This window comes from Stenotrophomonas sp. SAU14A_NAIMI4_8, from assembly GCF_003086695.1.
GTDB lineage: Bacteria > Pseudomonadota > Gammaproteobacteria > Xanthomonadales > Xanthomonadaceae > Stenotrophomonas.
On record NZ_CP025999.1, the window covers coordinates 1,684,099 to 1,698,139 of the forward strand.

Below are 14,041 nucleotides of genomic sequence, written 5' to 3' on the forward strand. Positions count from 1 at the left end.
CCCGGCCTCGTTGTTTCCGCGCTATACCCGCACCCCTGTCTTTCGCTGGAGCCCGCATGTCCATTCCCCCGCCGCAGCCGATCTCCCACACCGTTGAAATGGTCATCGCCACCATCGTCGGTGTCGTGGTCGGGCTGACCCTGGACAACCTGTTGCTGGGCTGCGGTGTCGGCATTGGCGTGGGTATCGTGCTGAGCATCATCAAGACCCTGTACGTCGACCGCAAACGCCGCCGCCCGCGCTGAGGGTTTCCCGGCAGGGCTGCGCCCTGCACCCGCTCAACGTCAACGTCAACGTCAACGTCAAAAGCGTGCATTCCGTGGGATGGCGGGGCGGTGTCGGATTGCGGGGACGCCGCGAGTACGTCCCTGTAGGCTTGGCAGCCGCATCCATGCGGCTGACACCCCGCAATCCGACACCGCCCCACCTCTGACAGATTCCCGCAGCTGATGGTAGGTGTCGACCTTGGTCGACACGGTAGATCCACGCCATGCGTGGATGGATCTGTCAGATATCGAAATTGACCTGGGGTCAGAGCCCGTTGCGCAGCAACGGGATCCGACCCCGTGCCCCGACAGCTCGCGAGAATCTGTCGAAGGCGGGATGGGTCCGGTTGAGGGGGCGTGAGCCGCATGGATGCGGCGACCGAGCTTACATGGACGTACTTGCAGTGTCCCCCTCAACCGGACCCATCCCGCCAACCCACGGAATGCCCGCTGTTGCTGTTGCTTTGGCCGTTGCCGTTGCCTCTGCGGGTGCAGGGCGCCGCCCTGCCGAACTAAACTAGACGCCGTTACCTGCAGGATCGCCCATGTTCGATATCTCGCCCCAGCTCGACTGCGCCGGCCGCATCCTGCGCCTGGATCGTGCCCAGGTCATGGGCATCGTCAACGTGACCCCCGATTCGTTCTCCGACGGCGGCGCACATGACAGCACCGACGCGGCGGTCGCCCATGGCCTGAAGCTGGTGGAGCAGGGCGCCGACCTGCTCGATATCGGCGGTGAATCCACGCGCCCGGGCGCCGCCCCGGTGTCGATCGAGGAAGAGCTGCAGCGCGTCGTGCCGGTCATCGAACAGCTCGCGGCCCGCACCCAGGTGCCGATCAGCATCGACACCTTCAAGCCGGAAGTGATGCGCGCGGCCGTGGCCGCTGGCGCGGGCATGATCAACGACATCTACGGGCTGCGCCAGGAAGGCGCGCTGGAAGCCGCCGCCGCCGCGGGCGTGCCGGTGGTGCTGATGCACATGCAGGGCGAACCCGGCAACATGCAGGCCGAACCGCACTACGACGACGTGGTGGCCGAGGTGCACGGCTTCCTGGTGCAGCGCCTGTTCGCCGCCGAAATGGCCGGCATCGCCAAGAAGCACCTGGTCATCGACCTCGGCTTCGGCTTCGGCAAGACCACCGCGCACAACATGACCCTGCTGGCCCGTTCCGAGCGCTTCCTGGAACTGGGCGTGCCGATGCTGGCCGGCCTGTCGCGCAAGCGCAGCCTGGGCGAGCTGACCGGGCGGCAGGCGCCAACCGAGCGGGTCGCCGCGTCGGTGGCCGCGCACCTGATCGCGGTGCAGCGCGGTGCGCGCATCGTGCGCGTGCACGACGTGGCCGCCACGGTCGATGCATTGAAGATCTGGCAGGCGGTCGAGGCCGTGCCCGCCCCGCGCGTGGCCGCCACCCCGGCGATCCGCTGGCCGGACGAAGACTGATGGCCGCCGACCGGCGGCCGCTGGCGATCGCCGTGATGGGGCCGACCGCCAGCGGCAAGACCGCCACCGCGATCGCCCTGGCCAAGCAGTTGAACGGCGAGATCGTCAGCGTCGATTCGGCGCTGGTCTACCGCGGCCTGGATATCGGCTCGGCCAAGCCGGACGCAGCCGAGCGCGCGCAGGCGCCGCACCATCTGCTGGACCTGCGTGATCCCTGGCAGACGTATTCGGCGGCCGAGTTCGCCGCCGACGCCGGCCGCGTGGTCGCCGATATCGTGGCCCGTGGCCGCACGCCGATCCTGGCCGGTGGCACCGGGCTGTACTTCCGGGCGCTGCTGGAAGGCCTTTCGCCGATGCCGGAAGCCGATCCCGGCATGCGCGAAGCGCTGGCGGCAGAGGCGGCCGAGCGTGGCTGGGCCGCCCTGCACAACGAGCTTGCGGCGGTCGATCCGGCCGCGGCGGCGCGCATCCATGCCACCGACCCGCAGCGCATCCAGCGGGCGCTGGAGGTGTACCGGCTGACCGGCACGCCGATCACCGAACTGCAGCGCCAGCGCGGTGTCGCGCCGCTGCCGGTGCGGACCCTGAAGCTGATCCTGGCCCCGCGCGAGCGCGCAGTGCTGCACCAGCGCATCGAGGCCCGTTTCGACACCATGCTGGCGCAGGGGTTCCTGGACGAGGTGCGCGCCCTGCGCGCCCTGCCGCAGATGGCTGCCGTGGCTGCGCCGCTGGACCTGCCGGCGGTCAGGGCGGTCGGTTACCGCCAGGCCTGGGAATTCCTGGACGGGCAGGGCACTGCCGCCGGGTTCCGTGACAAGGGCATCTTCGCCACCCGCCAGCTGGCCAAGCGGCAGCTGACCTGGCTGCGCGGCGAGCTTGATGCCCGCTGGTTCGACCCCCATATCGACCAACAGCGGCTGGCCGACGCAGTCGCGACCTTCGTCGCACGCTGAACGGCCGCTGGCCGTGTACCATCATGGGCCGGCGTGTGGCTCGGGGGCCGCAGCCAGCGCCGGCAATCCAATAAGAACAATAATCAGGAGTATGCAATGTCCAAGGGGCAATCGCTGCAGGATCCTTTCCTGAACGCACTGCGGCGCGAACGCGTGCCGGTTTCGGTGTACCTGGTCAACGGTATCAAGCTGCAGGGCACGATCGAATCGTTCGATCAGTTCGTGGTCCTGCTGCGCAACACCGTCAGCCAGATGGTCTACAAGCACGCCATCTCCACGGTGGTGCCGGCACGCAACGTCAAGGTCGGCCCGGGTGGCGGCTACGTGCAGTCGGGTGAAAATGGTCAGGCGGGTGATGAAGCAGACGAGTAACAACGGAGCGGTGAATGTTTGACCGCTCGAAACGGGGCGAACACGCCCTGCTGATCCAGCCCCACTTCGGCAAGCTGGAAGAGGATGTGCTGGAAGAATTCGGCGATCTGGCCCGCTCGGCCGGGGCCAGCATCGCTGCCACCATCACCGCGCGCCTGGATCGCCCCAATCCGTCCACCCTGATCGGCAGCGGCAAGCTGGATGAGATCAAGGCGGCGGTGGAGGCCACCGGCGCCGACCTGATCCTGGTCAACCACGCACTCAGCCCGGGCCAGGAACGCAACCTGGAACGCTTCCTGGAACGCCGGGTGATCGACCGTACCGGTCTGATCCTGGACATCTTCGCCCAGCGTGCGCACAGCCACGAAGGCAAGCTGCAGGTCGAGCTGGCCCAGCTGCGGCATATCGCCACGCGGCTGGTGCGCGGCTGGACCCACCTGGAGCGCCAGCGCGGCGGTTCGATCGGCCTGCGTGGCCCGGGTGAAACCCAGCTGGAAACCGACCGCCGCCTGCTGCAGAAGCGGGTGGAACAGCTGCAGAAGCGGCTGGAGAAGGTGGAAGTGCAGCGCACCCAGATGCGCCGTGCGCGCGTGCGCAGCGAACTGCCGCGCGTGGCCCTGGTGGGCTACACCAACGCTGGCAAGTCCACGCTGTTCAACGCGCTGACCGGTGCCGAGGCGTACGCGGCCGACCAGCTGTTCGCGACCCTGGATCCCACCGTGCGGCGCATTGCGGTGCCCGGTGGCAACGTGGTGCTGGCCGACACGGTGGGCTTCGTGCGCGACCTGCCACATGATCTGGTGGCGGCGTTCCGCTCCACCCTGTCCGAAGCGCGCGAGGCGGATTTCCTGCTGCATATCGTCGATGCCGCCGATCCGCACCGCGAAGAGCGCATCGCCCAGGTGGACGAGGTGCTGGCTGCGGTGGGTGCAGGCGACCTGCCGCAGTTGCTGGTGTTCAACAAGATCGACCGCATTGACGGCGCGCAGGTGCGCCACGACGGCCAGGACGGCGTGCCCGACGAGGCCCGTCGCGAGCGGGTCTGGATCTCGGCGCGTGATGGCCAGGGCCTGGAGCTGCTGCAGACCGTGCTGGGCCGCCGCCTGGGCCTGCAGCACGTGACCGGCGAGCTGCGCCTGCCACCCAGTGCGGGGCGGCTGCGCGCACGCCTGCATCAGCTGGAAGTGATCCGCAGCGAGCAGGCCGATGAAGACGGCTGGCTGCTGCAGGTCGATCTTCCGATTGCCGAGGCCGAGAAACTGGCGGCCAGCGCCGATGGCGCGCCGATCCGTGCGTTGCTGCCGGAGAAACTGCCTGAGTGGTGATGCCGGCGGGTGGGGTCGGAGCCCGTTGCGTTGCAACGGGATCCGACCCCTTCGCCTTTCGGTATCCGATCCCGTCGCACAACCGGCCGATTACCGCACGCCAGCCGCCTGATGCTGCACACCGTCTTGCACACGGCGGGAGGATGATCCGAAGGTCGGCCCCCACGGCCCCCTTCGGAGTTCCCCATGTCGCAGGCCCCGGCCGTCGATCTGCCCCAGTACACCGCTGCGGAGAAGCGCCATCGCGTCTTCGCCATCATGTCGGCCTCGTCCGGCAACCTGGTGGAATGGTTCGACTTCTACGTCTACGCGTTCTGTGCGATCTACTTCGCGGGCGCCTTCTTCCCCGCCTCCAACCCGACGGTGCAGCTGCTCAACACCGCCGGCGTGTTCGCCGCCGGCTTCCTGATGCGGCCGATCGGCGGCTGGCTGTTCGGGCGCATTGCTGACCGCCTGGGGCGCAAGAAGTCACTGCTGATCTCGGTCAGCATGATGTGCGGTGGTTCGCTGATGGTGGCCTGTCTGCCGACCTACGCGACCATCGGTGCGCTGGCGCCGGTGCTGCTGCTGGTGGCGCGGCTGATCCAGGGCCTGTCGGTGGGCGGCGAGTACGGGACCACGGCCACCTACATGAGCGAAGTCGCGCTGCGCGGCCAGCGCGGATTCTTCTCTTCGTTCCAGTACGTCACCCTGATCGGCGGCCAGCTGCTGGCCGTGCTGGTGATCGTCATCATGGAATCGGTGCTGAGCGAGGCCGAGATCCGCGCCTGGGGCTGGCGCATTCCGTTCGTGCTGGGTGCCGTCGCGGCGGTGGTGGCGCTGCTGCTGCGGCGTACCCTGCACGAAACCCAGAGCGAGTCGAGCCGCGATGACAAGGATGCCGGCACGCTGGGCGCGCTGTTCCGCGACCACAAGGCGGCTTTCTTCACCGTGCTTGGCTATACCGCTGGCGGCTCGCTGATCTTCTACACCTTCACCACCTACATGCAGAAGTTCCTGGTGAACACGGTGCACCTGCCGATCAAGACCGCCAGTTACGTGATGACCGGGGCATTGTTCCTGTACATGTGCATGCAGCCGCTGTTCGGCATGCTCTCCGACCGCATCGGCCGTCGCACCAGCATGATGCTGTTCGGTGGGCTCGGTGCGCTCACCACCGTGCCGATCCTGATTACCCTGCAGCACGTCACCAGCCCGTGGGCGGCCTTCGGCCTGATCGTGCTGGCGTTGGCCATCGTCAGTTTCTACACGTCCATCTCGGGCATCGTGAAAGCCGAAATGTTCCCGCCGCAGGTGCGCGCACTGGGCGTGGGCCTGGCCTACGCCATCGGCAACGCCGTGTTCGGTGGCAGTGCCGAGTACGCCGCGCTGGGGCTGAAGCAGCTGGGCCATGAGCAGCTGTTCTTCTGGTATGTCACGGTGATGATGGTGGTGGCCTTCCTGGTCAGCCTGCGCCTGCCGGCCCAGGCCCGTTACCTGCACCACGACCACTGATGCGGCGGGACAGCGGCGCGGATCTGCGGTACAACGTGCCGTCGTTTCCGCGAACCCTGCCGATGTCCATCCCCACCGATGCCGATCTGAACGCCCAGGCCGCCGCGCTTGGGCAGCGCCTGCAGCACGCCGCGCTGCAACTGGTCACCGCCGAAAGCTGCAGTGGCGGCTGGATCGCCAAGTGCATGACCGATATCGCCGGTTCGTCGGCGTTCTTCGACTGCGGCATGGTGGTCTACAGCTACGAGGCCAAGCAGCGGCTGCTGGGGGTGCGCGCGCAGACGCTGGAACAGTCCGGTGCGGTCAGCCGCGAAACGGTGCTGGAAATGGTGTCCGGCGCGCTGGTCAATTCCGGGGCGGGCATCGCCGTGGCGGTCACCGGCATTGCCGGCCCGGGCGGCGGAAGCGCGGACAAGCCGGTGGGCAGTGTCTGGATTGGCTGGAAGCGCCGCGGCGGCTATGCGCATGCGCAACTGTTCCAGTTCGATGGCGACCGCGACGCCATCCGCCGGCAGACCGTTGCGGCCGCGTTGCGCGGTATCGACGCCCAGCTGTGACATGCTGGCCCGGTACATGACCGGAGGCGTCAGCGATGTGGGAAACACTGGGCACAGTCCGTGACCTGGGCCGGCTGCAGGAAATCGCGGCCGTCCTGATCCGCTATGGATTCGGTGATGTGGTGCGGCGCATTGGCCTGGCCAGCGTGCTGGAGCGCGCCGGCCGCCTGCTGCACTGGAACGAGGAAGGCCAGCAGATGCTGCGCATGACCGCGCCGGTGCGCGTGCGCAGCGCCCTGCAGGATCTGGGGCCGACCTTCGTGAAACTGGGCCAGGTGCTGGCCACCCGCGTGGACCTGCTGCCGCCGGACTGGATCGCCGAGCTTTCCGAACTGCAGAACGCCGTGCCCGCGCTGCCGTACGCGGCCATCCGCGAACAACTGGAGGCCGACCTGGGGGCGCCGCCGGCGCAGGTATTCGCCTTTCTGGATGAAACGCCGATGGCGGCCGCCTCGCTGGCCCAGGCACACCGGGCGCGCCTGCATGACGGCAGCGAGGTAGTGTTGAAAGTGCGCCGGCCCGGCATCCGTGACGTGGTCGAAGCCGACCTGCGGCTGCTGGCGCGCCTGGCCGAGATCGTGGAAGCGCGCCTTCCAGACCTGCGCCGCTACCGGCCGGCCGAGGTCGTGCAGCAGTTCACCGTATCGCTGCGCCGCGAACTCGACTTCGCCGCCGAGTGCCGCAACGCCGAGCGCATTGCCCGCAATTTCCAGGGGCGCGACGACATCCTGGTTCCCGCGGTGCACTGGCAGTGGACCTGCGAAAGCCTGAACGTGCAGGACTTCGTGGACGGCATTCCCGGCCGTGACCTGGCGGCCGTGGATGCCGCCGGCCTGGACCGTCGCACCTTGGCGCGGCGCGGTGCCGATATCGTCCTGAAGATGGTGCTCGAGGACGGCAGCTTCCATGCCGATCCGCACCCGGGCAACATCATCTACCTGCGCGATGGCCGTATCGGGGTGATCGACTTCGGCATGGTCGGCGCCTTGTCCGAGGTGCGCCGCTTCCAGGTCGCGCAGCTGCTGCACGGCCTGGTGGAACAAGACCCGCAGGGCGTGGCCGACGTGCTGCTGGACTGGGCCGGTGGCGTGGAGGTGGATGAAAACCGGCTGCAGCACGACATCAGCCAGTTCGTCGACCAGTACCGCGGGGTGCCGCTGAAGGACCTGCGCATCGGCCTGATGCTCGGTGACATCACCCAGCTGCTGCGCAGCTACAGCCTGACCCTGCCGGCCGACCTGGCGCTGATGATCAAGGCCTTCCTGACCCTGGAGGGCATGGGCCGGCAGCTCGATCCGGATTTCGACATGGCCAGCGCCGCGCGCCCGTTCCTGGAGCGCGTGGTGCTGCAGCGCTACGCGCCGCGGGCGCTGATCAAGCGTGGCCGGCGCTCCCTGCAGGGCATGATCGACCTGGCCGGAGAACTGCCGCGTGACCTGCGCAAGCTGGTACAGGCAGCACGCCGCGGCCGGCTGCAGTTGAAGGTGGAGACCAGCGCCCTGCAGGGTTTCGGCGACCAGGTGAACCGCGCCGCCAACCGGCTGGTAATGGGCATCGTCACCGCCGCGCTGATCATCGGCTCGTCCATCGTCATGCACAGCGTGGGCGGCATCTCCAGTCGCTGGCTGCTGGCGCTGGGGGTGTGCGGCTTTGTCGGCGCCGGGTTCTGCGGGGTATGGATCCTGTTCTCGATCTGGCGCAGCGGCAAGCACACGTAACCTGCGCTATTCCGGGAGAGCCGATCCGGTAGAGCCGACTGTCAGTCGGCTGCCCTTGCCGTGGCCTGCTGGTCCATGCCCCGCCGCAGTGTCGCACCCGGCACTTGCGGTGGCCGATATTAGTAGTAATACTACTAACCATGGACCTGACCGACACCCAGCAGGCGATCCTGCAGTTGATCGCCGAGCGTATCGAGAGCGAGGGCGCACCGCCGTCGCAGACTGAAATCGCACGCGCCTTCGGCTTCAAGGGCGTCCGCGCGGCCCAGTACCACCTGGAAGCGCTGGAGCAGGCCGGGGCGATCCGCCGCATCCCGGGCCAGGCCCGCGGCATCCGCCTGGTACAGGCGCCGCCGCTGCAGAAGCTGGCCGAGCCGGGGCTGACCGACAGCGTCCTGCGGCTGCCGGTGCTGGGTCGGGTCGCAGCCGGTCTGCCGATCGGCGCCGACATCGGCTCGGACGACTTCGTGGTGCTGGACCGGGTGTTCTTCTCGCCCGCGCCGGACTACCTGCTGAAGGTGCAGGGCGATTCGATGATCGACGAAGGCATCTTCGACGGCGACCTGATCGGTGTGCACCGCACCCGCGATGCCCATTCCGGGCAGATCGTGGTGGCCCGCATCGATGACGAGATCACCGTCAAGCTGCTGAAGATCGCCAAGGACCGCATCCGTCTGCTGCCGCGCAACCCCGACTACAAGCCGATCGAGGTGCTGCCCGACCAGGACTTCGCCATCGAGGGCCTGTACTGCGGCCTGCTGCGGCCCAACCGTTGACCCGTTCCACAGCGCAATTCCCCGCGGTCTTTTGTGGCGATTCTCTGGTTCCACTGAGGTTGGTACGGATGTCCGATAATTCTTTTCAGAGCGCCGGGCAGAATCTCAGCCTGTGCGATACGTCCGACTTAAAGTGAACCCATGGCAAAGAAGACCCCCAAAGACAGCACCCCCAACGACATGACCTCTGCAAGGACCAATACGATGGACGAGAACAAGAAGCGCGCCTTGGCTGCTGCTCTGGGCCAGATCGAGAAGCAGTTCGGCAAGGGCTCGGTGATGCGCATGGGCGACCGCGTGGTCGAGCCCGTCGAAGCCATCCCGACCGGTTCGCTGATGCTCGACATCGCTCTGGGCATCGGCGGTCTGCCGAAGGGCCGTGTCGTTGAAATCTATGGTCCGGAATCGTCGGGCAAGACCACCCTGACCCTGCAGGCCATTGCCGAATGCCAGAAGATGGGCGGCACCGCCGCCTTCATCGACGCCGAGCACGCGCTGGACCCGATCTACGCCGGCAAGCTGGGCGTGAACGTGGACGACCTGCTGCTGTCCCAGCCCGATACCGGTGAGCAGGCGTTGGAAATCGCCGACATGCTGGTGCGTTCGGGTTCGGTGGACATCCTGGTGATCGACTCGGTTGCCGCGCTGACCCCGAAGGCCGAAATCGAAGGCGAAATGGGCGATCAGCTGCCGGGCCTGCAGGCCCGCCTGATGAGCCAGGCGCTGCGCAAGCTGACCGGCAACATCAAGCGTTCCAACACGCTGGTGATCTTCATCAACCAGCTGCGCATGAAGATCGGCGTGATGATGCCGGGCCAGAGCCCGGAAACCACCACCGGTGGCAATGCGCTGAAGTTCTACGCCTCGGTCCGCCTGGATATCCGCCGCATCGGCGCGATCAAGAAGGGCGACGAGATCATCGGCAACCAGACCAAGATCAAGGTCGTCAAGAACAAGCTGGCACCGCCGTTCAAGCAGGTCATCACTGAAATCCTGTACGGCGAGGGCATCAGCCGCGAGGGCGAACTGATCGACATGGGCGTGGACGCCAAGCTGGTCGAGAAGGCCGGCGCCTGGTACAGCTACGGCGAAGAGCGTATCGGCCAGGGCAAGGACAACGCCCGCGGCTACCTGCGCGACAACCCGTCCGTGGCTGCCAAGCTGGAAGCGGAACTGCGCGAGAAGTTCCAGCCGGCCGAAGCGGCGCGCGAAGAAGGCGACGACGACGGCGACGACGAGTAAGTCTTGCTGTGGGGCAGGGCGGCGCCGTCAGTGACGTTGCCCTGTCCCGCAGGTTCGAATCGCCCACGGATGGGCTGGGTGCCAGGGACGGCGCCACCCTTGGAGTAACCGATGTCCGACGCTGACGACGTCCCCACCGGCCGCAAGCGCCGGCCCCGCGAGCAGACGCCGGTGCAGCGTGCCCTGGGCCTGCTGGTGCGGCGTGAGCATTCGCGCAAGGAATTGACCCGCAAGCTGACCGCCCGCGGGATTGAAGACGAGGCAGCGCAGGCCGCCGTGGCCAAGCTGACCGAGGCTGGCTGGCAGGACGACACCCGTTTTGCCGAGAATCTGGTGCGCATGCGCGCCAACACCGGTTATGGCCCGATCCACGTGCGTGCCGAACTGGGAACCCATGGCCTGGACAGTGCGGCCATCAGCGCCGCCATGGACAGCTACGAAGGCGATTGGCAGGAAAACGCCCGCGATCTGGTCCGCCGCCGCTTCGGCGAGGACGGCCCGCAGGACCTGGCCCATCGCCGCAAGGCCGCCGATCTGCTGGCCCGGCGGGGCTTCGACGGCGACACCATCCGCCGCGCCACCCGCTTCGACCCGGATGACTGAGACTGGCGGCGCCGGGCCTGCTACCCTTTAGGTTTTCGGCGGTCCGTCGCGACCCCGGCCAGTGCGGCCGGCGGTGCAGGGTCGCCGGCCCGCAGACTGCCAGCCCCCAATGAACGCATCCGCCAAATTCACGACCTCCCAGATCCGCAGCGATTTCCTTGAATTCTTCAAGGGCAAAGGCCACACCATCGTGCCGTCCGCGCCGCTGGTGCCGGGCAACGATCCGACCCTGCTGTTCACCAATTCCGGCATGGTGCAGTTCAAGGACGTGTTCCTTGGCGCGGAAAAGCGCAGCTACGTGCGCGCGGCCGACGTGCAGCGCTGCCTGCGTGCCGGCGGCAAGCACAACGACCTGGACCAGGTGGGCTACACCGCGCGCCACCACACCTTCTTCGAAATGCTGGGGAACTGGTCCTTCGGTGACTACTTCAAGAAGGACGCCATTGCCTGGGCCTGGGAGCTGCTGACCCAGGTCTGGAAGCTGCCGGCCGAGCGCCTGCTGGTCACCGTCTACCAGACCGACGACGAAGCCTACGCGCTGTGGCGCGACATGGTCGGCATTCCGGAAGAGCGCATCGTGCGCATCGGCGACAACAAGGGTGCCCCGTTCGCCTCGGACAACTTCTGGCAGATGGCCGACACCGGCCCCTGCGGCCCGTGCACCGAGATCTTCTACGACCATGGCGACCATATCGCCGGTGGCCCCCCGGGTTCGCCGGATGAAGACGGCGACCGCTTCATCGAGATCTGGAACCTGGTCTTCATGCAGTTCGACCGCCAGCCCGACGGCACCCTGGTGCCGCTGCCGGCGCCGTGCGTGGACACCGGCATGGGCCTGGAGCGCCTGGCGGCGATCCTGCAGCACGTGCACACCAATTACGAGATCGACCTGTTCCAGGCGCTGATCCGCAAGGCCAGCGAGCTGACCGGCACGGCCGATCTGGAAAACAAGTCGCTGCGGGTGATCGCCGATCACATCCGCGCCTGTTCGTTCCTGATCGTCGATGGCGTGCTGCCGTCCAATGAAGGCCGTGGCTATGTCCTGCGCCGCATCATCCGCCGCGCCCTGCGCCACGGCTGGATGCTGGGTGTGCGCCAGCCGTTCTTCAGCAAGCTGGTGCCGACCCTGGTCGAGCAGATGGGCGAGGCCTACCCGGAACTGCCGGCGGCGCTGGACACTGTCACTCGCGCCCTGCAGGCCGAAGAGGAGCGTTTCGCCGAAACCCTCGACGCCGGCATGAAGATCTTCGAGGACGTGGCCGCCAAGGCCGGCAACGGCGTCATTCCCGGCGTGGACGCGTTCCGCCTGTACGACACCTATGGCTTCCCGCTGGACCTGACCCAGGACATCGCCCGCGAGCGCGAACTGACCGTGGACATCGCCGGTTTCGATGCGGCCATGGAACAGCAGCGCGAGACGGCGCGCGCGGCCGGCAAGTTCGGCGTCGGCGTGACCCTGCCGGCCGAGCTGGTGGCCACGCTCACCCCGACCGTGTTCCTGGGCTACGACCGCCTGCAGGCCGACGGCCTGACCGTGCTGGCCGTGCTCAAGGACGGCCGCCCGGTGGCTGCGGCCGAAGCCGGCGATGCGGTCATCGTGATCACCGACAAGACCCCGTTCTATGCTGAATCCGGCGGCCAGGTAGGCGACACCGGCGTGCTGAGCGGCGCCGGCGTGCGCCTGGACGTGACCGACACGCAGAAGTTCGCCGGCCAGTTCCATGGCCACGTCGGCACCCTGGCCGAGGGCGGCCTGAAGGTGGGCGACGTGCTGGCTGGCCAGGTCGATGGCGAGCGCCGTGGCGCCACCATCCTCAACCACTCGGCCACCCACCTGCTGCATGCCGCCCTGCGCGAAGTGCTGGGCACCCACGTGCAGCAGAAGGGCTCGCTGGTGGCACCGGACCGCCTGCGCTTCGATTTCTCGCATTTCCAGCCGATTTCGGCCGAGGAACTGGCGATCATCGAGCGCAAGGTCAACCAGCAGGTGCGCGCCAACAACGCCGCCGAAGTGCACAACATGGGCATGCAGGAAGCGCTGGATTTCGGCGCCATGGCCCTGTTCGGCGAGAAGTACGGCGAGAACGTGCGCGTGCTGAAGATGGGTGACTACTCCACCGAACTGTGTGGCGGTACCCACGTCGGCCGCACCGGCGATATCGGTCTGTTCAAGATCACCTCGGAAGGCGGTGTCTCGGCCGGCGTGCGCCGCATCGAGGCCGTGACCGGGCAGGGCGCGCTGGACTACGTGGATGCCGAAGAGGCCCGCCTGGCCGAGGCGGCCGAACTGCTGGGCGGCAGCGCTGCCGACGTGGTCGAGAAGATCCGCGCGCTGGGCCAGCGCCAGAAGCAGCTGGAACGCGAACTGGAGGCAGTGAAGGCCAAGGTTGCCGCCGGCGCCACCGCCGACCTGTCCAGCCAGGCCGTGGAAGTGGCCGGGGTGAAGGTCCTGGCCGCCCGCCTGGAAGGCTTCGATGCCAAGGCCCTGCGTGATGCCATCGACCGCCTGAAGCAGCAGCTGGGCGACGCGGTGATCGTGCTGGCCGGCGCCCAGGACGGCAAGGCCGCCCTGGTTGCCGGTGTGAACGGCAGTGCAATGGGCAAGGTCAAGGCCGGGGAACTGTTGTCCCATATCGCCGGTCAGATCGGGGGCAAGGGCGGCGGACGCCCGGACCTCGCCCAGGGTGGTGGCGAGGACGGGCCCGCCCTTGCTACCGCGCTGTCTGCGGTCGTCGAATGGGTCAGCCCCCGCCTGTGATGAATGCCCGGCCGTCCCCCTCCTTGTAGGAGCGGGACGGCTGACGGTACCATTGCGGAATCTTTTCCCTTTGTCGTGGGGACGCTTCTTGACGGAGCGTCAAGCCGGTGGGGGATACCCTTCCACACGGTTCCATGGAGACTTTCAAAAATGTTGATCCTCACTCGCCGCGTTGGCGAAACCCTGATGATCGGTGACTCGGTCAGCGTCACTGTGCTGGGCGTCAAGGGCAACCAGGTGCGCATCGGCATCACCGCGCCGAAGGACGTTGCCGTGCATCGCGAAGAGATCTACCAGCGCATCCAGCGCGGTGACGAAGCCGGCAGCACCGGCAACGAAAATTCTGCGGAATAAAGCTTTACCTTCGCGCGTGATTAACGTTATGATTCACGCCCCGCTGAGGTGCAACGCACCAGACGCGGTAAAAACCCCGGAGCGATGCCCGAGTGGCTGAAGGGGCTCCCCTGCTAAGGGAGTATAGGGTCAAAAGCTCTATCGAGGGTTCGAATCCCTCTCGCTCCGCCAGATACAAGAA

At 67.2% G+C, this 14,041-nt stretch carries 13 protein-coding genes and 1 tRNA gene; all 14 read left to right on the forward strand.

What is annotated here, in order from left to right; genetic code table 11:
- Positions 1-56 precede the first annotated feature (56 nt).
- The 14 genes from C1930_RS07845 to C1930_RS07910 all read left to right on the forward strand — a co-directional run bounded on the left by C1930_RS07845 (position 57) and on the right by C1930_RS07910 (position 14,031).
- Positions 57-245: a hypothetical protein gene (locus tag C1930_RS07845; RefSeq protein ID WP_108749239.1), complete on the forward strand. Its 189-nt coding sequence runs from the start codon at positions 57-59 to the stop codon at positions 243-245.
- A gap of 566 nt (positions 246-811) precedes the next feature.
- Positions 812-1,708 carry a dihydropteroate synthase gene (gene folP / locus C1930_RS07850; protein ID WP_108771441.1) on the forward strand — a complete coding sequence of 299 codons (897 nt, stop codon included), beginning with the start codon at positions 812-814 and terminating at the stop codon, positions 1,706-1,708.
- Complete coding sequence (miaA, locus tag C1930_RS07855; RefSeq protein ID WP_108755899.1) at positions 1,708-2,661, forward strand: tRNA (adenosine(37)-N6)-dimethylallyltransferase MiaA; 954 nt, start codon at positions 1,708-1,710, stop codon at positions 2,659-2,661. Before folP ends, miaA begins: the two co-directional genes overlap by 1 nt.
- A gap of 96 nt (positions 2,662-2,757) precedes the next feature.
- On the forward strand, positions 2,758-3,033 hold the full coding sequence (hfq, locus tag C1930_RS07860; protein ID WP_079221450.1) for an RNA chaperone Hfq: 276 nt from the start codon (positions 2,758-2,760) through the stop codon (positions 3,031-3,033).
- 14 nt (positions 3,034-3,047) lie between these two features.
- Positions 3,048-4,358: a ribosome rescue GTPase HflX gene (hflX, locus tag C1930_RS07865; protein ID WP_108752750.1), complete on the forward strand. Its 1,311-nt coding sequence runs from the start codon at positions 3,048-3,050 to the stop codon at positions 4,356-4,358.
- A gap of 186 nt (positions 4,359-4,544) precedes the next feature.
- A complete protein-coding gene (locus tag C1930_RS07870) occupies positions 4,545-5,852 on the forward strand; it encodes an MFS family transporter (protein ID WP_108755900.1) in 1,308 nt (435 codons plus the stop codon).
- Positions 5,853-5,914: 62 nt separating this feature from the next.
- Positions 5,915-6,409, forward strand: coding sequence for a nicotinamide-nucleotide amidohydrolase family protein (locus tag C1930_RS07875; protein WP_108757690.1), 495 nt, complete (start codon positions 5,915-5,917; stop codon positions 6,407-6,409).
- A 35-nt stretch (positions 6,410-6,444) separates the two neighbouring features.
- On the forward strand, positions 6,445-8,127 hold the full coding sequence (gene ubiB, locus C1930_RS07880; protein ID WP_108755901.1) for a 2-polyprenylphenol 6-hydroxylase: 1,683 nt from the start codon (positions 6,445-6,447) through the stop codon (positions 8,125-8,127).
- Positions 8,128-8,267: 140 nt separating this feature from the next.
- Entirely contained in the window at positions 8,268-8,903 is a 636-nt protein-coding gene (gene lexA, locus C1930_RS07885; protein ID WP_108771442.1) for a transcriptional repressor LexA, read from the forward strand.
- 204 nt (positions 8,904-9,107) lie between these two features.
- The gene (gene recA, locus C1930_RS07890) at positions 9,108-10,145 is read left to right on the forward strand and encodes a recombinase RecA (protein WP_108749247.1); all 1,038 of its coding nucleotides are present in this window, start codon (positions 9,108-9,110) and stop codon (positions 10,143-10,145) included.
- Between the two features lie 111 nt (positions 10,146-10,256).
- A complete protein-coding gene (gene recX / locus C1930_RS07895) occupies positions 10,257-10,748 on the forward strand; it encodes a recombination regulator RecX (protein WP_108755903.1) in 492 nt (163 codons plus the stop codon).
- Between the two features lie 109 nt (positions 10,749-10,857).
- Positions 10,858-13,506, forward strand: a complete 2,649-nt coding sequence (gene alaS / locus C1930_RS07900; protein ID WP_108771443.1) for an alanine--tRNA ligase — start codon at positions 10,858-10,860, stop codon at positions 13,504-13,506.
- A 150-nt stretch (positions 13,507-13,656) separates the two neighbouring features.
- The gene (gene csrA, locus C1930_RS07905) at positions 13,657-13,860 is read left to right on the forward strand and encodes a carbon storage regulator CsrA (RefSeq protein ID WP_108749250.1); all 204 of its coding nucleotides are present in this window, start codon (positions 13,657-13,659) and stop codon (positions 13,858-13,860) included.
- A gap of 78 nt (positions 13,861-13,938) precedes the next feature.
- A tRNA-Ser gene (locus C1930_RS07910) sits at positions 13,939-14,031 on the forward strand.
- The last annotated feature ends 10 nt before the right edge of the window (positions 14,032-14,041 follow it).